This window comes from Cryobacterium mannosilyticum, assembly GCF_004402705.1.
Taxonomy (GTDB): domain Bacteria; phylum Actinomycetota; class Actinomycetes; order Actinomycetales; family Microbacteriaceae; genus Cryobacterium; species Cryobacterium mannosilyticum.
Genome location: NZ_SOFM01000021.1, coordinates 22,217 through 43,567, shown reverse-complemented (window position 1 = coordinate 43,567; position 21,351 = coordinate 22,217). Strand labels below are relative to the sequence as shown.

Annotated in this window: 24 protein-coding genes; 21 read left to right on the top strand and 3 right to left on the bottom strand. The window is 67.1% G+C overall.

The features are described from left to right. From secY to E3O32_RS07605, 4 genes are all read left to right on the top strand, one after another. Entirely contained in the window at nucleotides 1-1,323 is a 1,323-nt protein-coding gene (secY, locus tag E3O32_RS07620) for a preprotein translocase subunit SecY (protein WP_134508209.1), read from the top strand. Beyond that, nucleotides 1,320-1,904, top strand: a complete 585-nt coding sequence (locus E3O32_RS07615; RefSeq protein WP_134508207.1) for an adenylate kinase — start codon at nucleotides 1,320-1,322, stop codon at nucleotides 1,902-1,904. Before secY ends, E3O32_RS07615 begins: the two co-directional genes overlap by 4 nt. 81 nt (nucleotides 1,905-1,985) lie before the next feature. Continuing rightward, nucleotides 1,986-2,816 (top strand): type I methionyl aminopeptidase, encoded by an 831-nt coding sequence (gene map / locus E3O32_RS07610; RefSeq protein WP_134508205.1) that lies wholly within the window; start codon nucleotides 1,986-1,988, stop codon nucleotides 2,814-2,816. 121 nt (nucleotides 2,817-2,937) lie between these two features. Then, nucleotides 2,938-3,267: a PTS sugar transporter subunit IIB gene (locus E3O32_RS07605; protein WP_134508203.1), complete on the top strand. Its 330-nt coding sequence runs from the start codon at nucleotides 2,938-2,940 to the stop codon at nucleotides 3,265-3,267. Nucleotides 3,268-3,290: 23 nt separating this feature from the next. On the opposite strand, the gene E3O32_RS07600 is transcribed toward E3O32_RS07605, so the two are convergent. After that, on the bottom strand, nucleotides 3,291-5,204 hold the full coding sequence (locus tag E3O32_RS07600; RefSeq protein ID WP_241974699.1) for a BglG family transcription antiterminator: 1,914 nt from the start codon (nucleotides 5,202-5,204) through the stop codon (nucleotides 3,291-3,293). A 151-nt stretch (nucleotides 5,205-5,355) separates the two neighbouring features. On the opposite strand from E3O32_RS07600, the gene E3O32_RS07595 reads away from it, so the two are divergent. The 11 genes from E3O32_RS07595 (at nucleotide 5,356) to rplQ (ending at nucleotide 12,405) form a co-directional block, all read left to right on the top strand. Next, the gene (locus E3O32_RS07595) at nucleotides 5,356-5,661 is read left to right on the top strand and encodes a PTS sugar transporter subunit IIB (protein ID WP_134508199.1); all 306 of its coding nucleotides are present in this window, start codon (nucleotides 5,356-5,358) and stop codon (nucleotides 5,659-5,661) included. Nucleotides 5,662-5,721: 60 nt separating this feature from the next. Then, complete coding sequence (locus E3O32_RS07590) at nucleotides 5,722-5,994, top strand: HPr family phosphocarrier protein (protein WP_134508197.1); 273 nt, start codon at nucleotides 5,722-5,724, stop codon at nucleotides 5,992-5,994. A 58-nt stretch (nucleotides 5,995-6,052) separates the two neighbouring features. After that, entirely contained in the window at nucleotides 6,053-7,534 is a 1,482-nt protein-coding gene (locus E3O32_RS07585; RefSeq protein ID WP_134508195.1) for a PTS mannitol transporter subunit IIBC, read from the top strand. Beyond that, the gene (locus tag E3O32_RS07580; protein ID WP_134508193.1) at nucleotides 7,531-7,971 is read left to right on the top strand and encodes a PTS mannitol transporter subunit IIA; all 441 of its coding nucleotides are present in this window, start codon (nucleotides 7,531-7,533) and stop codon (nucleotides 7,969-7,971) included. The genes E3O32_RS07585 and E3O32_RS07580 overlap by 4 nt, the downstream gene beginning before the upstream one ends. Further along, nucleotides 7,968-9,119 carry a mannitol-1-phosphate 5-dehydrogenase gene (locus E3O32_RS07575; protein ID WP_134508191.1) on the top strand — a complete coding sequence of 384 codons (1,152 nt, stop codon included), beginning with the start codon at nucleotides 7,968-7,970 and terminating at the stop codon, nucleotides 9,117-9,119. The genes E3O32_RS07580 and E3O32_RS07575 overlap by 4 nt, the downstream gene beginning before the upstream one ends. Nucleotides 9,120-9,305: 186 nt before the next feature. Further along, nucleotides 9,306-9,527 (top strand): translation initiation factor IF-1, encoded by a 222-nt coding sequence (infA, locus tag E3O32_RS07570; RefSeq protein WP_022883252.1) that lies wholly within the window; start codon nucleotides 9,306-9,308, stop codon nucleotides 9,525-9,527. 66 nt (nucleotides 9,528-9,593) lie between these two features. Continuing rightward, nucleotides 9,594-9,707, top strand: a complete 114-nt coding sequence (rpmJ, locus tag E3O32_RS07565; RefSeq protein WP_035834639.1) for a 50S ribosomal protein L36 — start codon at nucleotides 9,594-9,596, stop codon at nucleotides 9,705-9,707. 158 nt (nucleotides 9,708-9,865) lie between these two features. After that, the gene (gene rpsM, locus E3O32_RS07560) at nucleotides 9,866-10,240 is read left to right on the top strand and encodes a 30S ribosomal protein S13 (RefSeq protein ID WP_134363338.1); all 375 of its coding nucleotides are present in this window, start codon (nucleotides 9,866-9,868) and stop codon (nucleotides 10,238-10,240) included. A 44-nt stretch (nucleotides 10,241-10,284) separates the two neighbouring features. Then, a complete protein-coding gene (rpsK, locus tag E3O32_RS07555; RefSeq protein WP_055821293.1) occupies nucleotides 10,285-10,683 on the top strand; it encodes a 30S ribosomal protein S11 in 399 nt (132 codons plus the stop codon). A gap of 172 nt (nucleotides 10,684-10,855) precedes the next feature. Continuing rightward, on the top strand, nucleotides 10,856-11,845 hold the full coding sequence (locus E3O32_RS07550; protein WP_134508190.1) for a DNA-directed RNA polymerase subunit alpha: 990 nt from the start codon (nucleotides 10,856-10,858) through the stop codon (nucleotides 11,843-11,845). A gap of 47 nt (nucleotides 11,846-11,892) precedes the next feature. Then, the gene (rplQ, locus tag E3O32_RS07545; RefSeq protein WP_134508188.1) at nucleotides 11,893-12,405 is read left to right on the top strand and encodes a 50S ribosomal protein L17; all 513 of its coding nucleotides are present in this window, start codon (nucleotides 11,893-11,895) and stop codon (nucleotides 12,403-12,405) included. Between the two features lie 200 nt (nucleotides 12,406-12,605). Here the strand turns inward: rplQ and E3O32_RS07540 are convergent, their stop codons facing one another. Continuing rightward, on the bottom strand, nucleotides 12,606-14,510 hold the full coding sequence (locus E3O32_RS07540; protein WP_134508187.1) for an acyltransferase family protein: 1,905 nt from the start codon (nucleotides 14,508-14,510) through the stop codon (nucleotides 12,606-12,608). Between the two features lie 145 nt (nucleotides 14,511-14,655). Between E3O32_RS07540 and E3O32_RS07535 the strand changes: the two genes are divergently transcribed. From E3O32_RS07535 to glmM, 4 genes are all read left to right on the top strand, one after another. After that, nucleotides 14,656-15,489, top strand: a complete 834-nt coding sequence (locus tag E3O32_RS07535) for a tRNA pseudouridine synthase A (protein ID WP_134508363.1) — start codon at nucleotides 14,656-14,658, stop codon at nucleotides 15,487-15,489. Nucleotides 15,490-15,672: 183 nt separating this feature from the next. Further along, nucleotides 15,673-16,119: a 50S ribosomal protein L13 gene (gene rplM, locus E3O32_RS07530; protein ID WP_134508185.1), complete on the top strand. Its 447-nt coding sequence runs from the start codon at nucleotides 15,673-15,675 to the stop codon at nucleotides 16,117-16,119. A 49-nt stretch (nucleotides 16,120-16,168) separates the two neighbouring features. Then, nucleotides 16,169-16,654, top strand: coding sequence for a 30S ribosomal protein S9 (rpsI, locus tag E3O32_RS07525; RefSeq protein ID WP_134508183.1), 486 nt, complete (start codon nucleotides 16,169-16,171; stop codon nucleotides 16,652-16,654). An 18-nt stretch (nucleotides 16,655-16,672) separates the two neighbouring features. Then, the gene (gene glmM, locus E3O32_RS07520) at nucleotides 16,673-18,034 is read left to right on the top strand and encodes a phosphoglucosamine mutase (protein WP_134508181.1); all 1,362 of its coding nucleotides are present in this window, start codon (nucleotides 16,673-16,675) and stop codon (nucleotides 18,032-18,034) included. A 78-nt stretch (nucleotides 18,035-18,112) separates the two neighbouring features. Here the strand turns inward: glmM and coaA are convergent, their stop codons facing one another. After that, entirely contained in the window at nucleotides 18,113-19,069 is a 957-nt protein-coding gene (gene coaA, locus E3O32_RS07515; protein ID WP_134508179.1) for a type I pantothenate kinase, read from the bottom strand. A 33-nt stretch (nucleotides 19,070-19,102) separates the two neighbouring features. Here coaA and glmS point away from each other — a divergent pair, with 33 nt between their 5' ends. Together glmS and E3O32_RS07505 are read left to right on the top strand one after the other, a co-directional pair. Further along, nucleotides 19,103-20,953 carry a glutamine--fructose-6-phosphate transaminase (isomerizing) gene (glmS, locus tag E3O32_RS07510; protein WP_134508177.1) on the top strand — a complete coding sequence of 617 codons (1,851 nt, stop codon included), beginning with the start codon at nucleotides 19,103-19,105 and terminating at the stop codon, nucleotides 20,951-20,953. Between the two features lie 34 nt (nucleotides 20,954-20,987). Further along, on the top strand, nucleotides 20,988-21,344 hold the full coding sequence (locus E3O32_RS07505) for a holo-ACP synthase (RefSeq protein WP_134508175.1): 357 nt from the start codon (nucleotides 20,988-20,990) through the stop codon (nucleotides 21,342-21,344). Nucleotides 21,345-21,351 lie beyond the last annotated feature (7 nt).

Genomic DNA, 21,351 nt, shown 5'->3' with positions numbered 1-21,351 from the left:
GTGTTCAGCGCCATTGCGCGGATATTCCGCACGCCCGACCTTCGCAAGAAGATCGGGTTCAGCCTGGGGATCGTTGCCCTGTTCCGCCTGGGCTCATTCATCCCGGCGCCGTTCGTCGACTTCGGAAACGTGCAAGCCTGTCTTGCCGCGAACCAGGGAACCAGCGGCCTCTACGAGCTCGTCAACCTGTTCAGCGGTGGCGCACTGCTGCAGCTCTCAGTCTTCGCGCTGGGCATCATGCCGTACATCACGGCCTCGATCATCGTGCAGCTGCTGCGCGTGGTCATCCCACACTTTGAAACCCTCTACAAGGAGGGTGCGTCCGGTCAGAGCACCCTGACCCAGTACACGCGCTACCTCACCATCGCCCTCGGCATCCTCCAGTCGACGACGCTGATCACGGTGGCCCGCAGTGGTGCTCTCTTCGGCACGTCGGCCAGCTCCGAGTGCTCGCAACTGATCACCAATGACGCCTGGTACGCCATCATGCTCATGGTCATCACCATGACCGCCGGCACCGGCGTGATCATGTGGATGGGTGAGCTCATCACCGAGCGCGGCATCGGCAACGGCATGTCCCTGCTGATCTTCACCTCGATCGCGGCCCGCTTCCCGAACTCGCTCGGTGCGATCGGCCAGCAGAAGGGCATCGACATCCTTCTGATCGTGATCGTGGTCGGCCTGCTCGTGGTGGCCGCCGTGGTCTTCGTCGAGCAGTCACAGCGGCGCATCCCTGTGCAATACGCCAAACGGATGGTCGGTCGCCGCACCTACGGCGGGAACAACACCTACATCCCGATCAAGGTGAACATGGCCGGCGTCGTGCCCGTCATCTTCGCCTCATCGCTGCTGTACCTGCCCGCTCTGATCGCGCAGTTCAACCAGCCCGCGGCCGGCCAGTCGCCCGCCGCCTGGGTGACCTGGATCACCAACAACCTGACCAAGGGCGATCACCCGCTCTACATGGCAATGTACTTCCTGCTCATCGTCGGCTTCACCTACTTCTACGTCGCGATCACCTTCAACCCCGAAGAGGTCGCCGACAACATGAAGAAGTACGGCGGCTTCATCCCCGGTATCCGCGCGGGACGCCCCACGGCCGAGTACCTCGACTTCGTGCTCACCCGGGTGACCCTGCCCGGCGCCCTGTACCTGGGGTTGATCGCGCTGCTGCCGCTGATCGCCTTCTCCGCGATCGGCGCCGACCAGAACTTCCCGTTCGGTGGAGCGAGCATCCTGATCATCGTCGGCGTCGGACTCGAGACGGTCAAGCAGATCGACTCGCAGCTCCAGCAGCGCCACTACGAAGGGCTTCTCCGATGACGCGTCTCCTCGTGATCGGCCCGCCCGGGGCCGGCAAGGGCACCCAGGCCGAGCGGATGGCCACGGCCTTCGCGATCCCGGCCGTCTCGACCGGGGACATCTTCCGTTACAACGTGAAGAACAAGACCCCCCTCGGCATCCAGGTGCAGGAGTACATCGACGCCGGCAAGTACGTGCCCGACTCCCTGACCAACGCGATCGTCAGCGACCGCCTGCACCAGGCCGATGCCGCCGCGGGCTTCCTGCTCGACGGGTACCCGCGCACGCTCGACCAGGTGCAGGAGCTGGACCGTCTGCTCGAAGCCGACGGAACTGCCCTCGACGTCGTCGTGCAGATCGTCGCCGACACCGACGAGGTCGTCGCCCGGCTGCTCAAGCGTGCAGCCGAGCAGGGCCGGGCCGATGACACGGCCGAGGTCATCCGGCACCGCCTGGACGTATACGCGGAGCAGACCGCCCCGCTGATCGACATCTACGGCTCCCGCGGCATCGTGGTCACCGTGGACGGCCTGGGCGCCGTCGACGAGGTCACCACCCGCATCCTTGACGCCCTGGCAGAGCGCGGCATCCACGCCGCCTGAGCCGCGGGCCCGAGCGCACGCGGGCCGCACCCGGCCGGCGGCAATTCACGCACGACAATCAGCAATGCAGGGATCGACACCATGAGCCTTCGACGTTCCATCTACAAGTCGCCGGCGCAGATGCGACTCATGCTCGCCCCGGGCCTGGCGACGGCCGCGTCGCTGAACGCGGCCCGCGCCGCGATCCGGGCCGGGGCGACGACCCTGGAGATCGACGCCGCGGCGGAGGCCGCCATCGTGGCGCTGGGCGGACAGCCGAATTTCAAACTCGAACAGGGCTACCACCACACGGTCTGCGCGTCGGTCAACGACGACGTCGTGCACGGCATCCCCGGCTCCCGGGTCCTCGCGGCCGGTGACCTCGTCTCAATCGACAGCGGCGCGATCCTGGACGGCTGGAACGGCGACGCGGCTTTCAGCTTCGTCATTCCCGACCCGAGCCGGCCTGAGCTCGTGGCGGAACGCCAGAAGCTCTCGGAGGTGACCGAGCAGTCCCTTTGGCACGGCATCGCCAGGCTGGCGGTCGCGCGCCACCTGAACGAGGTCGGCGACGCCATCGAGGACTATGTCGAATCCCAGGGCCAGTACGGGATCCTGACCGACTACGTCGGCCACGGCATCGGCCGGTCCATGCACGAGGCCCCGCCGGTGTTCAACTACCGGGTGCGGCAGAAGGGCCCGGACGTCAAGCCCGGCCTGGTCGTCGCGATCGAACCCATGGTCGTGCTCGGCGACATCGAGACGTACACCCGGGCTGACGACTGGACCGTCGCCACCCGAGACGGCAAAGCCGCCGCGCACTGGGAACACAGCGTCGCCGTGCACAAGGACGGCATCTGGGTGCTCACCGCGGAAGACGGCGGCGCCGCCGGCCTGGCGCCGCTCGGCATCACCCCGGTGCCGATCCAGTAGGGGAGTCCCCCGCAAGGCCTCGCGAACGGGGGATTGGGCCGGGCGCGGTTTGGTGGCGGGGCAGCGCCGGACGCGAGAGACTTGAGGTGGGTACAACCCGCCAAGAGAAAAGAGCACGTCAATGAAGATCCTCGTCGTCTGCGGTGCCGGTGCCTCCAGCGCCTTCGTGGCACACCGCGTTCGCCACACGGCGACCGAGCGGGGCCTCGATGTCTCGGTGCACGCCGGAAGCGAATCCGACCTGCCCGGTTCCCTCGGGCCGGTCGACGTGCTGCTGGTCGGGCCGCACCTGGCGCCGCGCTATGAGAAGATCCGGGCGCAGGCGATCAAGGCCGGGGTCGGCATCGCGCTCCTTCCGGACACCGTCTTCGCCTCGCAGAACGGCGACGAGGCCCTGGACGCGGCCATCTACGCCTTCAAGTCCCGCAGTTGGGTGGACGCGACGGCCTGAGCCGGCGCCGGAGTTCCAGCCGGTTACTGGTCCATCAGGTGGACGAGTTCGTCGATGAACGAGGCGAAGTCCACGGACCGTTTCACCAGTCGCTGCACATCGGCACGGTCTGAGAAGACCTCGACGAATTGGTCGAAGACGGTCTGGAAACTGCGCCGTCCTTCCTTGCTGAACGCCACCAGGGCCACCACGTTGACCCGGTTCTCACCCCAGTCCATCGGTGAGTCGTTGACGACGACTGCGATCGAGGTCTGGTTCGCCGTCATCGACATCGAGTGCGGCACCGCGAGATTGTCGGTGAACGCCGTCGACGACATCAGTTCGCGTTCGATCGCGCCGTCGATGTAGTCCTGCCCGATGGTGCCCTGGCTGAGCATCCGTTCGCCGAGGGCCCTGATCATGGCGCTCTCGTCGGCGACGTAGAAGTTGTGCGAGAACAGCGACTCGTCGAAGAACTGCAGCAGGTCGTCTTTGAGGTGGGCGCGGCGACGCATCCGGCGGATGCGGCTGGCGGCCTTCCTGACCCGTTCGATGTCGCCCTCGGTGAGGAACGGCTGGATCACGATGACGCCCTCGGAGGGCACCAGCGGGTCGATGGTGGTGAGCACCAGGTCCGCCTCGATCTCCGCCCATTCGACGTCGCTGCGGGTGATCACCGAGACCACCTCGAGCTCGTCGCCCAGCACCCGTTCGATGCGTTCCCGGAGCAGCACGTGCATGTCGTAGTAGTTCGGGCAGACCAGGGCGCAGCTGACCAGGTCTTCCCGGCGGGACTGCTGCTGCAGGTGCGCCCCGACGTGCATGGCTATATAGGCGATCTCATCGTCGTTGATGACGATGTTCTCCTGGCGTTGCAGCGCGCTGGCGATGTACACCGCCAGCTCGTAGATCATCGGGTAGCTCGTCTTGATCGACCGGGTGAGCGGATTGTGCGAGTACGAACGGTCCTGCGCGCGGTTGATCAGGTTTCGAACGTGCAGCGTCAGGCGAACGATGAAATTCTCCTCGACCAGGTCGACCAGGAACTCCTCACCGGCCTGGCCGACGATCCGGCGCACCGATTCGAGGTCTTCGGCGCGCACGAAGCTTTCGATCAGCACGGCGGCGGGCTTGTCGTGGCCGGGCGTGATCACCCTGGTCTTCAGGAGCAGGGCCAGGTAATCGAGGTCCCCGCTGCCCAGTTCGACCTGGAAATGGCGTGTGACCAGGGCGGCGAGGGCCAGGGTCATGTCGTCGGGCGGGCCGGTGGAGGCGGCGGCGAACACGGGGGCGGTGCGCCTGGTCACCCGGTCGATCGCGATGGCCACATGCAGAAGCACGTCGTTGGTGCCGTACTCGTTGACGAAGTAGCCCTGGGAGTCGAGCATCGCAATCAGGTCGGTCTTGAACGCCCCCAGACTCTCGGACGCGAACTCCTTCTGGATCGCCTCGAGCTCGAGCAGGCCGCGGGAACTCTCCTCCCGGAACATCCGGCTGAGAAGGCGGCGGCGATCCGTCTCGGAGCCCTTGAGGGTGACCACGCTGCCGTGGCGGATCAGGGTGAGCCCGGTGTCGGGAAGCAGCTGCCTGACCTTCGCCAGGTCGGCGTCGACGGTTGAGTCGCTGACGAACAACTCCTCGGACAGGTCGTAGACGTCGAGTCCGGCCTCCGCCTCGGTGAGCCGGCGCACCAGCGCGTACAGCCGGTTCTGCGGGGTCTCCGGCTCGGTGCTCGACCGCCGCGCTGCCCGGTAGGCGGCGTAGGCATCCAGGTCGAGCCGGTACCCGGCGGCACCCGATTCGACGACCTCGAGCGGATGCGCGGCCGCCTTCACCGCGGTGATGTAGCTCCGCACGGTGCGAGGGGTGACGCCCAGGAGGTCGGCAAGCTCGCCGGCGGTGACCCAGGCCGGCGTCTGGGACAGGTAGTCCAGCATCCGTGTCTGTTTATCGCTCATTGCACACAGCTCCATCAATCCGCTTGTAGTCAACCACGCCTGGCCCGTTGTTCCGCTCAGAACCGCTTCCGGGGGTGCGGAAAAGGACGTGGTGGCCGGATCAGGACCATCTGGCCAGACTGGGCTCAGCGCTACTGCGAAAGGAGAATCGATGAAGATTTTGGTTGTCTGCGGTGCCGGTGCGTCCAGCACGTTCGTGGCCCTCCGGATGCGCCGGACGGCCGCAGCCCGCGGCCTCGACCTGGAGGTGTCGGCGGGTAGCGAGTCGGACCTGCCGGATGCCCTCGACGGCGTCGATGTCCTCCTGGTCGGACCGCACCTTGCTCCCCGCTTCGACGAGTTCACTGCACTGGCCGAACGGGCGGGCGCAGGCTGCTCGCTGCTGCCGGCCACCGTCTTCACCGCACAGGATGGCGACGAGGCACTAGAAGCGGCGCTGCACACTCTGACCGGCTGACCACCCCCGGACTCCACCGAGACCGCGGGAGAACGAATGCACGAGAAAGGACACACTCCGATGGCTGAACGCACCGTTCTGATCGGATCGACCCACGGGCTGCACGCCCGGCCGGCGAGGCTGTTCACGCAGGCCGCCTCCGATTCCGGCCTCGAGGTCACACTGGCCGCCAAGGGCGGCACTGTCGCGGACGCGGCAAGCATCCTCGGGGTCATCTCGCTCGGCATCAACTTCGGCGACGAGGTCACCCTGACCGCCGAAGGAACCGATGCCGACCTCGTGCTCGACACCCTCGCCGGCCTGCTCACCACCGACCACGACGCCCAGGCGTGATCCGCACGCACACAATCCACGCACCAGCACAATCACAACCAACACGAAAGGCAGAAAAATGACGACGACGTCAACCGGGACACAGAACAAGAGCGGGGGAGCCCGCGTGCACGTCCAGCGTTTCGGCACCTTCCTCAGCGGAATGATCATGCCCAACATCGCGGCCTTCATCGCGTGGGGTCTCATCACCGCGTTCTTCATTCCCACCGGCTGGACCCCCAACGAAACGGTCGCCAAGATGGTCGGCCCGATGATCGTGTACCTGCTCCCACTGCTCATCGCCAACACCGGTGGCCGGATGGTCTACGGCATCCGCGGCGGTGTCATCGCCACGATCGCCACGATGGGTGTCATCGTCGGCAGTGAGATCCCGATGTTCATCGGCGCCATGCTCGTCGGCCCGCTCTCGGCGTACCTGCTGAAGAAGCTCGACGGCCTGTGGGCCGGCAAGATCAAGCCCGGCTTCGAGATGCTGGTGGACAACTTCTCCGCCGGCATCCTCGGCGGCATCCTCGCCCTCGGGGCGTTCTTCGGAATCGCCCCCGTCGTGACCGGCTTCAGCTCCGTGCTGGAGAGTGGCGTGAACTGGCTCGTCGCCAACAACCTGCTGCCGCTGGCGAGCATCCTGGTGGAGCCCGGCAAGGTGCTGTTCCTCAACAACGCCATCAACCACGGCGTGTTCACGCCGATCGGCGTTCAGCAGGTCTCGGAATCCGGAAAGTCGCTGCTCTTCCTGATCGAAGCGAACCCCGGCCCCGGCCTCGGCATCCTGCTCGCCTACTCGTTCTTCGGTCTCGGCCTTGCCCGGGCGAGCGCGCCCGGTGCGATCATCATCCACTTCCTCGGCGGCATCCACGAGATCTACTTCCCGTATGTGCTGATGAAGCCGATCCTCATCCTCGCGGCCATCGGCGGCGGCATGACCGGCGTGGCGACCAACGTGGCCTTCCAGACCGGCCTGCGCGCTCCGGCCTCACCGGGCAGCATCTTCGCGGTCCTCATCCAGACCGCGTCGGACAGCTACGTCGGCGTGATCCTCTCCGTGATCCTCTCCGCTACGGTGTCGTTCCTGATCGCCGCGGTCATCCTGCGGTCCAGCCGCAAGCGCGACATCGCCAACGGCCTCGACGGCGACCTGACCGGGGCCGTCGCGAAGACGGAGGCGATGAAGGGCAAGTCCAGCAGCGTCCTCGGCGGACTCGCCGGAGCGGGCGCCACGGCGGTCGGCACCAGCCGTCCGGTCAAGAACATCGTCTTCGCCTGCGACGCCGGCATGGGCTCGAGCGCCATGGGCGCATCGGTGCTCCGCAACAAGATCAAGAAGGCCGGGCTCGACGGCATCACTGTGGTCAACCAGGCCATCGCGAACCTCGACGGCACGGCCGACCTGGTCATCACCCACCAGGACCTGGCCGCCCGAGCGCAGGCCAAGTCGCCCGACTCGATCTTCGTCTCGGTGGACAACTTCATGAACAGCCCGAAATACGACGAGGTCGTCACCCTGCTGCAGAGCCGGGCGACCGAGGAAGCAACACGATGACCCAGCACATCCTGGAACCCGGCAACGTGGTGGCCGCCGGCACGGCCACCACGAAGCAGGACGCGATCCGCGAGGCCGGCGCCCTGCTCGTGGCGGCCGGCGCCGTGACCAGCGCCTACGTCGACTCGATGTTCGACCGGGAGGCGAGCGTGTCGACCTACATGGGCAACTTCCTCGCCATCCCGCACGGCACGAACGAAGCCAAGGAGTCGATCATCCGGTCATCCCTGTCGCTCGTGCGCTATCCCGAACCGATCGACTGGGACGGGCAGCCGGTGCGGTTCGCCGTCGGCATCGCCGGACTCAACAATGAGCACCTGGGGATCCTCTCGAAGATCGCCGTCGTCTTCTCGGACGAGGACGAGGTGCAGAAACTGATCGATGCCGTAACGGCCGAGGACATCTTCACGCTCCTCGAGGAGGTCAACGCAGAATGAAAGCCATCCACTTCGGCGCGGGCAACATCGGCCGCGGATTCGTCGGCCTCCTGCTCCACGATGCCGGATACGAGGTTGTCTTCGCCGATGTGGATGCTTCCCTGATCGAGGCCCTGCAGGCCGCGACGAGCTACACCGTGCACGAGGCAGGGGAGACGTCGACCGACCGCGTGGTCGACGACTTCCGCGCCATCAACAGCCGCGCCGAGGAGGAACGGCTGATCGAGGAGATCGCGACCGCCGACATCGTCACGACGGCGGTCGGGCCGACGGTCCTCCCCTTCGTGGCGCCGGTGATCCTCGCCGGCCTGAGACGGAGGGCGGCCGAGCTCGCGCCGCTCGCCGTGATGGCCTGCGAGAACGCGATCAACGCCACCGACGTGCTCGCCGGGCACGTCTGGAAGGACGTGTCCGCCGAGGACCGGGAGTACCTCTCCCGGAGGGCCGCGTTCGCCAACACGGCGGTCGACCGGATCGTGCCCGGCCAGGCGGCCGGATCCGGCATCGACGTCACCGTCGAGGCGTTCTACGAATGGGTGATCGAGCGTGGCGCCTTCGGCGACTCCGCCCCGGTCATCCCCGGGGCGACCTTCGTCGACAACCTGGCCCCCTACATCGAGCGCAAGCTGTTCACCGTGAACACCGGCCACGCCACGGTGGCCTACCTCGGCTCGCTCGCCGGCGTGTCCCGGATCTCCGACGCCCTCTCGGTGCCCGAGGTCCTGGACGGGGCCCGTCGCGTGCTGGAGGAGACCTCCGCCCTGCTCGTGGCCAAGCACGGCCTCGACGAGGCGGCGCAGCGCGCCTACCGGGAGAAGATCCTGGTGCGCTTCGCGAACCCCGCCCTGCCGGACACGGTCGAACGGGTGGGGCGCCAGCCGATGCGCAAGCTCAGCCGCCACGAGCGGTTCATCGGGCCGGCGGCGGAGATCGCCGAAGGCGGCGCGCGCCCGACGGCGCTGCTCGCGGCGGTCGGCGCGGCCCTCCGGTTCGACGTGCCGGATGACGAACAGAGCGTCGAACTGCAACGGATGCTGCGCTCCGAGACCGCGGAGGCGTTCACCGGCCAGGTCTGCGGTCTCGACCCCGCGCATCCGCTCTTCGCGGACGTGGTGCAGGTCGTCCGCGCGGCCCAGGACCGCCTGTAGACAACACGCTCGAGGGCACGAACCCGGCGGCGGCGTCGGACACTCCGAGGATTATAGGCATGAATTGGCAAATTGCAACTTCATACCATAGAGTAAATCCTTGGTGTCTGATGCCGTCGCTTTCGGCGTGTCAAGGCACCACAATCCACGCACGACCAGCAATCAATACCCTAGCGATAGTGAGTTATGGCAAAAAAAGACGGTGTCATCGAAATCGAGGGCGCAGTAGTCGAAGCTCTTCCCAACGCGATGTTTCGTGTTGAGCTGACCAACGGCCACAAAGTTCTTGCCCACATTTCGGGCAAGATGCGTCAGCACTACATCCGTATCCTCCCTGAGGACCGCGTGATCGTGGAGCTGAGCCCGTACGACCTGACTCGCGGCCGGATCGTCTACCGCTACAAGTAAGCGTTGCTGTAAGTAACGGCCCGAGGCGTTCCTGGGGTACGAAGACAGCGAATACAAGGACACACAATGAAAGTCAAGCCCAGCGTCAAGAAGATCTGCGACAAGTGCAAGGTCATCCGCCGAAACGGCAACGTGATGGTCATCTGCGAGAACCCGCGTCACAAGCAGCGTCAGGGCTGATCTTGACACGCCCGATCACCGCACAGGTGCCGGGCACGTCGAGACAAACTGAATACAGAAAATAGCACTGCCGGGAACCCTTCGGGGCGACACCATCGGTTGGAGGCCGATGAACAGGCAGTGCTACAGACCTCCACTCATATACAGGAGAAGCCACAATGGCACGTCTAGCCGGCGTTGATATTCCTCGCGACAAGCGCGTGGAAGTTGCACTGACTTACATCTTTGGTGTTGGCCGTACGAGGGCACTCAAGACCCTCGCCGACACTGAAATCGATGGAAACATCCGAGTCAAGGATTTGAGTGACGACCAGCTCGTCGCCCTCCGTGACTACATCGAAGGAACCTTCAAGGTTGAGGGTGACCTCCGCCGTGAGGTTGCCGCTGACATCCGCCGCAAGGTCGAGATCGGCAGCTACGAGGGCATCCGCCACCGCAAGGGCCTGCCCGTTCGCGGCCAGCGCACCAAGACCAACGCTCGCACCCGCAAGGGCCCGAAGCGCACCGTAGCCGGCAAGAAGAAGGCGCGCTAGGCCTCGGCCCGGCCCGTCTCGCCCTCAGGATTCAGGAGAAATTCATGGCAGCACCAAAGTCGGCCGTTCGGAAGCCGCGCAAGAAAGAAAAGAAGAACATCGCTGTGGGCCAGGCCCACATCAAGAGCACGTTCAACAACACCATCGTCTCGATCACCGACACCACCGGTGCGGTCATCAGCTGGGCGTCCTCAGGTGGAGTCGGCTTCAAGGGTTCGCGCAAGTCGACCCCGTTCGCCGCACAGCTGGCAGCCGAGTCGGCCGCCCGCCAGGCGCAGGAGCACGGCATGAAGAAGGTAGACGTCTTCGTCAAGGGCCCCGGCTCCGGACGCGAGACGGCGATCCGTTCGCTTCAGGCCGCCGGCCTCGAGGTCGGTTCGATCAACGATGTGACGCCCCAGGCTCACAACGGATGCCGCCCGCCCAAGCGTCGCCGGGTCTAACTCCCTCGCGGTGATCGAGTTCGTCGAGCTTTCGACCGGCTCGATCACCGCCACCCTGGCAGCGACAGGCTCGGACTCGAGCCTGTCGCTGCCAGGTCACCGTTTTCTTTCACACTCAATACCTCGCCACGCAAGTGTCATATAGCGGACACTTAGCCGAAAGGAATCAATAGTGCTTATCGCACAGCGCCCCACGCTCACCGAAGAGAACATTTCGGAGTTCCGATCCAGGTTCGTCATCGAACCTCTCGAGCCTGGTTTCGGTTACACCCTCGGCAACTCGATGCGCCGCACCCTGCTGTCCTCGATCCCGGGAGCCGCTGTCACCAGCATCCGGATCGACGGTGTGCTGCACGAGTTCAGCACCGTTCCCGGTGTCAAAGAAGATGTCACCGAGATCATCCTGAACATCAAGGGTCTCGTCATCTCCAGCGAGCACGACGAGCCGATCACCGCGTACCTGCGCAAGCAGGGTTCCGGCCAGGTCACCGCCGCTGACATCTCGGCTCCGGCCGGGGTCGAGGTGCACAACCCCGAGCTGGTCATCGCCACGTTGAACGACAAGGCGAAGTTCGAACTCGAACTGACCATCGAGCGTGGCCGTGGCTACGTGTCGGCCACCCAGAACCGCAACGAGTACTCAGAGGCCGGCCAGATCCCGGTCGACTCGATCTACTCGCCCGTGCTCAAGGTGACCTACCGTGTCGAGGCAACTCGTGCCGGTGAGCGCACCGACTTCGACCGCCTCGTCGTCGACGTGGAGACCAAGTCGGCGATTTCGCCTCGCGACGCCATCGCATCCGCCGGTCGCACGCTGACCGAGCTGTTCGGTCTGGCCCGCGAGCTGAACACCGCCGCTGAGGGCATCGAAATCGGCCCCGCGCCGGTCGACGCCGTGCTGTCGACCGAACTGTCGATTCCGATCGAAGACCTCGATCTGTCGGTTCGTTCGTACAACTGCCTCAAGCGTGAAGGCATCAACAACGTCAGCGAACTGGTCGCCCTCTCGGAGACCCAGCTGATGAACATCCGCAACTTCGGTCAGAAGTCGGTGGATGAGGTCAAGGACAAGCTCGTAGAGCTCGGCCTGTCGCTCAAGGACTCGGTGCCCGGATTCGACGGCGCCCACTTCTACAGCGGCTACGACGAAGAAACCATCTAAAGCAGTCGCTCAGACTGACTTTCGACTTTTGATACTGGAGATTACCAATGCCTACGCCCACTAAGGGAGCCCGCCTCGGCGGCGGACCGGCCCACGAGCGCCTGATGCTCGCCAACCTGGCCGCGTCCCTGTTCACCCACAAGTCGATCAAGACGACCGAGACCCGTGCCAAGCGCCTGCGTCCGGTTGCCGAGCGACTGATCACGTTCGCGAAGAAGGGCGACCTGCACGCCCGTCGTCGCGTCCTCGCCACCATCGGCGACAAGACCGTCGTGCACGAACTCTTCACCGAGATCGCGCCGCAGGTTGCACTTCGCGAGGGCGGCTACACCCGCATCACGAAGCTCGGCTTCCGCAAGGGCGACAACGCCTCGATGGTCCAGATGGAGCTCGTCCTCGAGCCGCTGACCCCGAAGGTCAAGAAGTCCTCCTCCGCCAAGGCCGCGAAGCCTGTCGCTGAAGAGGCTGCCCCGGTCGAGGTCGTTGAAGCCGACGCCGCACCGGTCGAGGTCGTTGAAGCCGACGCCGCTGCCCCGGCCGACGCTGAGGAAGCCAAGTAAGCGCGAGCTCTTTGCTTATCTGAAAGGGGTCCGACTCAGGTCGGGCCCCTTTTTCCATGCCCAAAAGCCTCATCCGCCCCGGGTACACCTCGCCGAACTGTGAGCTGCGCACCTGTTTTTCGGCGGCCCGAAGCGGTGCCGAACTCACAGTTCGGCGGCGGAATCGGGAAGCCGGGGGAGGAACGGGCGAGGCCGGCCGATTACTCGCCTAGGCGGTAGACGTCGAGCGGTCCGCGCGGCGGGTGGGTGGCGAGGAGCCGGATCGCCGAGGAGATGGTGTCGGCGTAGATCTGCCCGCCGGTCGGTCCCGGGTGGATGTTGTCTTCGGCGAGCACGTCGGAGCGCGGCGCGATCGCATCGTGCCAGTCGGCCAGTTCCACGAGCGGATACCGGGCGGAGAAGTCGGCCAGGGTGGCGTTGACGCCGGCAGTCCAGTCTCGCTCGGCGAAGGCGTTGACCATGATCAACTGCCGATTCGGTCCGGTCACGGCCTGGATCGCGGCGAGCTCATCCTCGTCGATCGGCCCGTTCGTGCCGAGCCCGATGACGACGACCGAGCGCAGGGTGCCGGCCTGGTCGAGGGCGGCGAGGATGCCGGGTGCGGAGCGCATGCCCCGGTTCACCGCGGCATCGATGGAGATCCCCGGGAAGCTGGTCTGCAGCTCGGGGGCGGACGCCAGCATCACCGAGTCGCCCACCGCGGTGATCATGCTGCCGCCGGGCAGCGGCCGGTGACTGGAGTCGGCGGCGCGCCTGGCGGCGACCGCGGCCGCGGCCGCGGCATCCATCGCCCTCTGCCCGCGGTCGATCTCCTGCTGCGCGCTGGTCTCGCGGGGCGCGGTGACCAGCGCCGCCGCCGTGCCTCCGACGACGAGCAGCGAGGCGACCATGCCGACGGCCACGAGTGCGCGCCGCGGGACCGAGCCGGACGCTGCGGCGGACAGCCGACGGATGCCGGCCCGCACCCCAGAGGCCCGGACGGGTCGCTCCAGCCAGCGATAAGACGCCGCCGCCGCCGACAGGGTGAGCGCCCCGGCAACGATCCCCGCGAAGAGTCCGGCCGGCAACCCCGCCAACCCAGCGGGCCCGGCGGCCGCGGGCCACGCCACCTGCACCAGCACGAGCACGGGCCAGTGCCAGAGGTAGATGCCGTACGACCGCTCGCCGAGGTAGCGCAGGGGCACCACATCGAGGGACGGTCCGAACCGGCGGCCGCGGACCGCGGCCCAGACGACGATAGTGCTGAGCAGGCTGACCGCGACCAGTCCGCCCCGGTAGGTCACGGCCCCGGTCGCGGGCAGCGCCCAGGCCGCGGCGAGGAGCCCGGCGAAGGCGGTCAGTCCCAGCCACGGCCGTGCCCGGCCGAGGACCGCCCGGAGCCGGGGGAGTGGCGTCGCCGGTGCGCCGGGGGCGAGCAGGAGCGCGAGGGCGGCACCCGCGAAGAGACCGAAGCTGTGGGTATCCGAGCCGTAGTACACCCGGGTCGGGTCGCTCCCCGGATGGTACAGCACCGCCATCCACAGCATGGCGGCCGCGGCGAGCCCGCCGACCAGGGCCACGCGGCGCCAGGGGCCGCGGATCAGAAGCACGGCGAAGAGCACGAACGGCCAGACCAGGTAGAACTGCTCCTCCACCGCGAGCGACCACAGGTTGCGGAACAGTTCGGGCTGGGCGGTGTCGAAGTAGCTCGTCGACCCGGCGATCGACACCCAGTTGTAGCCGAAGGTCAGCGCGCCGAGCACCTGCCAGCCGAGCCCGACCAGCACGTCCCCGCCGATGAGCCAGGCGGCGGTGCAGGCCACCAGGACCAGGGGGACCAGCGGCGGCAGTAGGCGCAGTGCCCGCCGCTGCCAGAACCGGCGGAGGGCGAACCTGCCCGTGCGCCGGTGCTCGGCGATCAGGAGCCCGGTGATCAGGAAACCGCTGATCACGAAGAAGACGTCGACGCCGACGAACCCGCCGGGCAAAGCGGCCGGGAAGAAGTGGTAGACCGCCACCAGGGTGACCGCTATCCCGCGCAGCCCGTCCAGCCCGGCCAGGCGCTTCGGCGCCGTGCCCACGGAGTCCGGGCGAGCGACTGTGGGGTTGGGGCGACTGGGATTCATGGCGGGAGCGGACGCTGTCCGGGTTCAACGATAACCCGGCCCGGCCCATACACTTACCTCCGTGATTCTTCCCCCGGTGTTCGACGAGACCCTTCCGCCGGAAACGACCCGGATCAGGCTCGATATCGCCTACGACGGCACCGGCATGTCCGGGTGGGCCACCCAGCCGGGCCTGCGCACCGTGCAGGGCCAGATCGAGGCGGGGCTCGCCGGCATCCTGCACAGTCACCCGCCGACCCCTGTCCTGACCGTCGCGGGGAGAACGGATGCCGGGGTGCACGCCGCCGGGCAGGTCGCGCACTTCGACCTGAACGCGGAGCAGGCGGACAGTCTCGTGCGGGTCAGCCGCGGCAAGGGGCGCCCGCCGACGCCGCTCGCGGTGATGGTGCAGCGGCGGCTGAGCGGCATCCTCGTCACCCAGCCCGAGATCGTGCTCAAGTCCTCGAGCATCGCCCCACCCGGCTTCGACGCGCGCTTCTCGCCCCTGTGGCGGCGGTACGAGTACCGGATCGCGGATTCCGTTCTCGGCCACGACCCGCTGCAACGGTTCCGCACCACCTGGCACGGGTTCCGGCTCGATGGGGACAAGATGGCGGAAGCCGCGGCGACGCTGATCGGCCTGCACGACTTCGCCACCTACTGCAAGCCGCGCCCGGGCGCGACGACCATCCGCACCCTGCAGGAGTTCCACTGGCGACGGGATCCGGACGGCGTGCTCGTCGCATCCGTGCAGGCAGACGCCTTCTGCCACAGCATGGTGCGGGCCCTGGTCGGCGCCTGCGTCGCCGTCGGCGAGGGCCGGCTGGCCGGGGACCGGCTGGTCGACCTCCGGATCGAGCGGGCCAGGACCAGCGAATTCAAGGTGATGCCGCCGCAGGGGCTGACTCTGATGGAGGTCGCCTACCCTGCCGACGAGCAGCTCGCGGCCCGGGCCCGGGAGACCAGGGCGCGCCGCGAACTCATCGACGACACGGAATAGGCGCCGTCCGCCGACGGGGAATTGCGCTCCGGTGGCCGGGGCCACTACTATTGATCTTTGGTGTCTGTGCGTTGCAGCCAGGCACACGAACGTGAGCCCTCCATCGATCGTGTTCCCAGATTTGGAACACACCCGGAGCGGGATTCACGAACACCTCCGTTCGAACAAGAAAGCAGCTCAATAGTGACGCGCACTTACACTCCCAAGGCAAGCGAAGTCCAGCACGACTGGGTCGTCATCGACGCCACAGACATCGTTCTCGGTCGTCTTGCCAGCCACGCCGCCGTTCTCCTCCGTGGAAAGCACAAGGCAACGTTCTCTCCCCACATGGACATGGGCGATTTCGTCATCATCATCAACGCCGAGAAGATCGCCCTCACCGGCAAGAAGCTCGACCTGAAGATGGCGTACCGCCACTCCGGTTACCCGGGCGGCCTCACGGCCACCAACTACTCGGAGATGCTCGAGAAGCACCCGACCCGTGCAGTGGAAAAGGCCATCCGTGGCATGCTGCCGAAGAACACGCTCGGCCGCGCCCAGCTGGCCAAGCTGAAGGTCTACGCCGGCCCGGAGCACCCGCACGCTGCCCAGCAGCCGAAGCCGTACACCCTCTCCCAGGTCGCTCAGTAGCGCCGGCCACCAGACTTCTCGACTCTAAGAAAAAAGGATTCACTACATCGTGGCGAAGATCGCAGACCAGATTGACCAGGCTCCGGAGAGCTACTCGACCGAGACTCCCGCCGAGACCGCAACCAAGGCGCCCCGCGCCATCCTCAACGTTCCCGGCGCAGCCGTGGGACGTCGCAAGCAGGCCATCGCCCGCGTGCGCATCGTTCCCGGCTCGGGCACCATCACGGTGAACGGCCGCGAATTCGGGGACTACTTCCCGAACAAGCTGCACCAGCAGCTGATCAACGACCCGTTCAAGGTGCTCGACCTCATCGGCAGCTACGACGTCATCGCCCGCATCACCGGTGGTGGCCCGTCCGGCCAGGCCGGCGCCCTGCGTCTCGGCATCGCACGTTCGCTGAACCAGATCGACGAAGAGAACAACCGTGCCATCCTGAAGAAGGCCGGCTTCCTCAACCGTGACGCCCGCGTCAAGGAGCGCAAGAAGGCCGGACTCAAGAAGGCCCGTAAGGCGCCTCAGTTCTCCAAGCGCTAACTCGATAGCCGGTACCAGATGCCTCGACTATTCGGTACCGACGGTGTTCGGGGCCTGGCCAACCGTGATCTCACGGCTGGCCTGGCCCTCTCACTCGCGCAGGCCAGTGCGGCGGTACTCACCCAGGGCCGCCGCGCCAGGCTGCGTCTCGCGGAAGGCCGCCGCCCCGTGGCGGTGCTCGCCCGCGACCCCCGCATTTCCGGCGAGTTCATCTCCGCCGCCGTCGCAGCAGGCCTGGCCAGCTCCGGGGTGGACGTTCTCGACGCCGGCGTCATCCCGACGCCCGCCGCCGCATTCCTGATATCGGACATCGGCGCCGACTTCGGCGTGATGATCTCCGCCTCCCACAACGCCGCTCCCGACAACGGGATCAAGATTTTCGCCTTCGGTGGCACCAAGCTCCCCGACGACGTCGAGGACCGGATCGAGGAACACCTCGCGGGACCCAACCTCACGCCGATCGGCGGTGACGTGGGCCGCATCCGCAGGTTCGCCGATGCCGAGGACCGGTACGTCGTGCACCTTCTCAGCACCCTGCCGAACCGCCTCGACGGCATCCACGTCGTGCTCGACTGCGCCCACGGCGCCGCCGCCGGCGTCTCGCCGCAGGTCTTCACGGATGCCGGCGCGCGCCTGACCGTGATCGGCGCCGACCCCGACGGTCTCAACATCAACGACGGCGTCGGCTCGACCCACCTCGACAACCTCGCCGCCGCCGTGCTCGCCAGCGGAGCCGACATCGGCATCGCGCATGACGGCGACGCCGACCGGTGCCTCGCGGTGGACCGCGACGGCAACATCGTCGACGGTGACCAGATCATGGCGATCCTCGCGGTGTCGATGGCCGAGCGCGGCGTGCTCAAGGACCGTACCCTCGTCGCCACGGTGATGAGCAATCTCGGCCTGCGCAAGGCCATGGCGGCCAACGACATCCGCATGATCGAGACCAAGGTCGGCGACCGGTACGTGCTCGAAGCGCTCAACGAACACGATCTCTCCCTGGGCGGCGAGCAGTCCGGTCACGTGATCATGACCAAGTTCGCCACCACCGGTGACGGAATCCTCACCGGCCTGCACCTCGTTGCCGAGATGGCGCGCACGGGCAAGACCCTCGCCGAACTGGCATCCGTGATGACGGTCTACCCGCAGATCCTGGTGAACGTGCGCGGCGTGGACCACCACGCGCTGGGTGAGGACGACACGATCGCCTCCGCGGTGCTCGCGGCCGAGGCCGAACTCGGCGAGACCGGGCGGGTGCTGCTGCGCCCGTCGGGCACCGAACCGATGGTGCGCGTCATGGTCGAGGCTGCCGACCAGGCGACCGCCGACCGGCTGGCGCACGCCCTGGCCGACGTCGTGCGGGAGTGCCTGGCCCTCTGAGCGACCGGACCCGCTGCCGCGAACGTCCCCGCCGAGCCTGAGTCCACGAGCGCCGGTGCGAGTTACCGCGGGGGCGAGTCACACCTTGCGCAGGAGCACCTTCGAGACGGCGTGGTTGGGGTCTTTTCGCAGCACGAGAGTCGCCCGTGACCGGGTCGGGCGGATGTTGTGCACCAGGTTGGGCTCGTTGATCTCGGTCCAGATCGACCGGGCCCGACTGCGCGCCTCGGCCTCGGTCAGCGTGGAGAAGCGGTGGAAGTACGACTTCGGGTTTGTGAAAGCTCCCCGTTGGAGCTTCAGGAAGCGCTCCTCGTACCAGCGGGCGATGTCCTGGGTGCGGGCGTCGACGAACACGGTGAAGTCGAACAGGTCGCTGACCGACAGCCCGTGCCCCGGCCCCGGAGGCTGGAGCACATTGAGACCTTCGACGATCAGGATGTCGGGCTGGCGGACCACGATCTGGGCGTCCGGAACGATGTCGTAGCTCAGATGCGAGTAGAACGGGGCCCGCACCTCGGCGGCGCCGCTCTTGACCGCGGCCACGAAGCGGAGCAGAGCGCGCCGGTCGTACGATTCAGGGAATCCCTTGCGGTCCATCAGGCCGCGCCGGCCCAGTTCGGCATTGGGGAAGAGGAAACCGTCGGTGGTCACGAGTTCCACCCGGGGGGTGTCCTCCCACCGGGCGAGGAGTTCCCGCAGCAGGCGGGCGATGGTGGACTTGCCGACCGCGACGGATCCGGCGACGCCGATCACGAACGGCGTGCGCTGCGCCCGCTCGCCGAGGAAGTCGCTGGTGGCCCGGTGCAGCTGCCTGGCTCCTGCGGCGTAGAGGTTGAGCAGCCGGCTCAGGGGAAGGTAGACATCCGTCACCTCACTGAGGTCGAGCGGTTCGCCGAGGCCCCGCAGCTGCACGATCTCCGTCTCCCGGAGCGGCAGCATCGTCGTGGGGGCGAGAGCGGCCCAGTCGGCCCGGTCGAGCTCGACGAACGGGGTTCCATGGCCGTTCTTCCAGGGGCTCGCAACCGGATCGGACATTTCCCCAAGCTTAGTCCGACTAAAATCGGGTCCATGTGCGGAATCGTGGGATATGTCGGAGAAGATAAAAGCGTCGAGGTTCTGATGGGAGGGCTGCGGCGCCTGGAGTACCGAGGGTACGACTCGGCGGGCATCGCCGTCATCGACGCTGACGGTGTGCTCAACACTGCCAAGCGCGCCGGCAAGCTGGCCGTGCTGGCCGGGGAGCTGGAGGCCCACCCGATCAACAACGGTCGCACCGGCATCGGCCACACCCGCTGGGCCACCCACGGCGCCCCGACCGACGCGAACGCGCACCCTCACCTGGGCGACAACGGCAAGCTCGCCCTGATCCACAACGGCATCATCGAGAACTTCGCCGTCCTCAAGGACGAGCTCATCGCCGAGGGCTTCGACTTCGAGAGCGAGACCGACACCGAGGTTGCCGCAGTGTTGCTCGGACGCGAATACCAGCGGCTCGGCGACCTCGGCGAGGCCTTCCGGTCGGTCGTCTCCCGCCTCGACGGGGCCTTCACCCTGCTTGCCGTGCACCAGGACCAGCCCGGAGTCGTCGTCGGCGCCCGCCGCAACTCCCCGCTCGTGATCGGCCTCGGCGACGGGGAGAACTTCCTCGGCTCCGACGTCGCCGCCTTCGTCGAGTACACCCGCCGGGCCGTGGCCGTCGGCCAGGACCAGATCGTCACGATCACCCCTGACCTGGTCACCGTCACCGACTTCGACGGCACCCCGGTTGACATCGAGGAGTTCGACATCGCCTGGGATGCGTCGGCGGCCGAAAAGGGCGGCTGGTCCAGCTTCATGGCCAAGGAGGTCTCCGAGCAGCCGGATGCCGTGGCCAACACCCTCCGCGGGCGTATCCACGAGGGCCAGGCCGTCGTGCCCGAGCTGACCGGTTTCGGCGATGACGTGCTCGCCGGCATCCGCCGGATCATCATCGTCGCCTGCGGCACCGCGGCCAACGCCGGCTACGTCGCCAAATACGCGATCGAGAAGTGGACCAGGGTCCCGGTGGACGTGGAGCTCAGCCACGAGTTCCGCTACCGCGACCCGGTGCTCAGCCCGGAGACCCTGGTCATCTCGATCAGCCAGTCCGGCGAGACCATGGACACGCTGATGGCGGTCAAGTACGCCCGGGAGGGCGGCGCCAAGGCCATCTCCATCTGCAACACCCAGGGTGCCACCATCCCGCGCGAATCCGACGCCGTGATCTACACGCACGCCGGCCCTGAGGTTGCCGTCGCATCGACGAAGGGCTTCACCGCCCAGATCGCTGCGCTCTACCTCTTCGGGCTGCACCTGGCCCGCGTGCGCGGCAGCCTCACCGCCGCCGAGTCGGCCGAACAGGTCCGCGAACTCCAGGCCATCCCCGAGAAGATCGCCACCACCCTGCTCCAGGAATCCGTCGTGCACGAACTGGCCGGCTGGATGGCGGACACCCGCGCGGTGCTCTTCCTCGGCCGCCACGTCGGCTTCCCGATCGCCCTCGAGGGTGCGCTCAAGCTCAAGGAGCTCGCGTACATCCACGCGGAGGGTTTCGCCGCCGGAGAGCTCAAGCACGGCCCGATCGCCCTGATCGAGCCCGGCCAGCCGGTCTTCGTGATCGTGCCGAGCCCCCGCGGCTCGGCGCACCTGCACCCGAAGGTCGTCTCCAACATCCAGGAGATCCGCGCCCGCGGTGCCCGGATCATCGCGATCGCCGAAGAGGGCGACGTGGCGGTGCTGCCCTACGCGGACACCGTCATCCGGATCCCGCTGGCCGCACCGCTGTTCGAGCCGCTCCTGGCCGTGATCCCGTTGCAGATCTTCGCGATGGAGCTGGCCACGGTCAAGGGCCTGGACGTGGACCAGCCGCGCAACCTGGCGAAGTCCGTCACGGTCGAGTAGCGGTCGTCGGGAACGGGATGGGCGAGGTCGTCGCATGATTCGAGGCATCGGGGTCGACATCGTCGACCTCGCCCGCTTCGAACGCCAGGTGCTGCGCACGCCCGGACTGGTGCCGCGGCTGTTCACTGCCGCCGAACGCGAGCTGCCGGTGCATTCGCTGGCCGCCCGGTTCGCCGCCAAGGAGGCGCTGATCAAGGCCCTCGGCGACAGCGCGGGGGCAACCTGGCAGGATATGGAGGTCGTCGCCGACGAACACGGCAACCCCGGCTTCCACCTCACCGGCGGAGTGGCCGAGGCGCTGCGGGCGCGGAGGATCAGCACGGTCCACCTGACGATGACGCACGACGCCGGCGTGGCCTGCGCCTTCGTGGTCGCCGAGGGCGACTCATGACGTGCGT

Bases quoted from the DNA above. Each gene is read 5' to 3' on its own strand.
- E3O32_RS07615 (WP_134508207.1), top strand. From the start codon at position 1,320: ATGACGCGTCTCCTCGTGATCGGCCCGCCCGGGGCCGGCAAGGGCACC.
- map (WP_134508205.1), top strand. From the start codon at position 1,986: ATGAGCCTTCGACGTTCCATCTACAAGTCGCCGGCGCAGATGCGACTC.
- E3O32_RS07605 (WP_134508203.1), top strand. From the start codon at position 2,938: ATGAAGATCCTCGTCGTCTGCGGTGCCGGTGCCTCCAGCGCCTTCGTG.
- E3O32_RS07600 (WP_241974699.1), bottom strand. From the start codon at position 5,204: ATGAGCGATAAACAGACACGGATGCTGGACTACCTGTCCCAGACGCCG.
- E3O32_RS07595 (WP_134508199.1), top strand. From the start codon at position 5,356: ATGAAGATTTTGGTTGTCTGCGGTGCCGGTGCGTCCAGCACGTTCGTG.
- E3O32_RS07590 (WP_134508197.1), top strand. From the start codon at position 5,722: ATGGCTGAACGCACCGTTCTGATCGGATCGACCCACGGGCTGCACGCC.
- E3O32_RS07585 (WP_134508195.1), top strand. From the start codon at position 6,053: ATGACGACGACGTCAACCGGGACACAGAACAAGAGCGGGGGAGCCCGC.
- E3O32_RS07580 (WP_134508193.1), top strand. From the start codon at position 7,531: ATGACCCAGCACATCCTGGAACCCGGCAACGTGGTGGCCGCCGGCACG.
- E3O32_RS07575 (WP_134508191.1), top strand. From the start codon at position 7,968: ATGAAAGCCATCCACTTCGGCGCGGGCAACATCGGCCGCGGATTCGTC.
- infA (WP_022883252.1), top strand. From the start codon at position 9,306: ATGGCAAAAAAAGACGGTGTCATCGAAATCGAGGGCGCAGTAGTCGAA.
- rpmJ (WP_035834639.1), top strand. From the start codon at position 9,594: ATGAAAGTCAAGCCCAGCGTCAAGAAGATCTGCGACAAGTGCAAGGTC.
- rpsM (WP_134363338.1), top strand. From the start codon at position 9,866: ATGGCACGTCTAGCCGGCGTTGATATTCCTCGCGACAAGCGCGTGGAA.
- rpsK (WP_055821293.1), top strand. From the start codon at position 10,285: ATGGCAGCACCAAAGTCGGCCGTTCGGAAGCCGCGCAAGAAAGAAAAG.
- rplQ (WP_134508188.1), top strand. From the start codon at position 11,893: ATGCCTACGCCCACTAAGGGAGCCCGCCTCGGCGGCGGACCGGCCCAC.
- E3O32_RS07540 (WP_134508187.1), bottom strand. From the start codon at position 14,510: ATGAATCCCAGTCGCCCCAACCCCACAGTCGCTCGCCCGGACTCCGTG.
- E3O32_RS07535 (WP_134508363.1), top strand. From the start codon at position 14,656: ATGTCCGGGTGGGCCACCCAGCCGGGCCTGCGCACCGTGCAGGGCCAG.
- glmM (WP_134508181.1), top strand. From the start codon at position 16,673: ATGCCTCGACTATTCGGTACCGACGGTGTTCGGGGCCTGGCCAACCGT.
- coaA (WP_134508179.1), bottom strand. From the start codon at position 19,069: ATGTCCGATCCGGTTGCGAGCCCCTGGAAGAACGGCCATGGAACCCCG.
- glmS (WP_134508177.1), top strand. From the start codon at position 19,103: ATGTGCGGAATCGTGGGATATGTCGGAGAAGATAAAAGCGTCGAGGTT.
- E3O32_RS07505 (WP_134508175.1), top strand. From the start codon at position 20,988: ATGATTCGAGGCATCGGGGTCGACATCGTCGACCTCGCCCGCTTCGAA.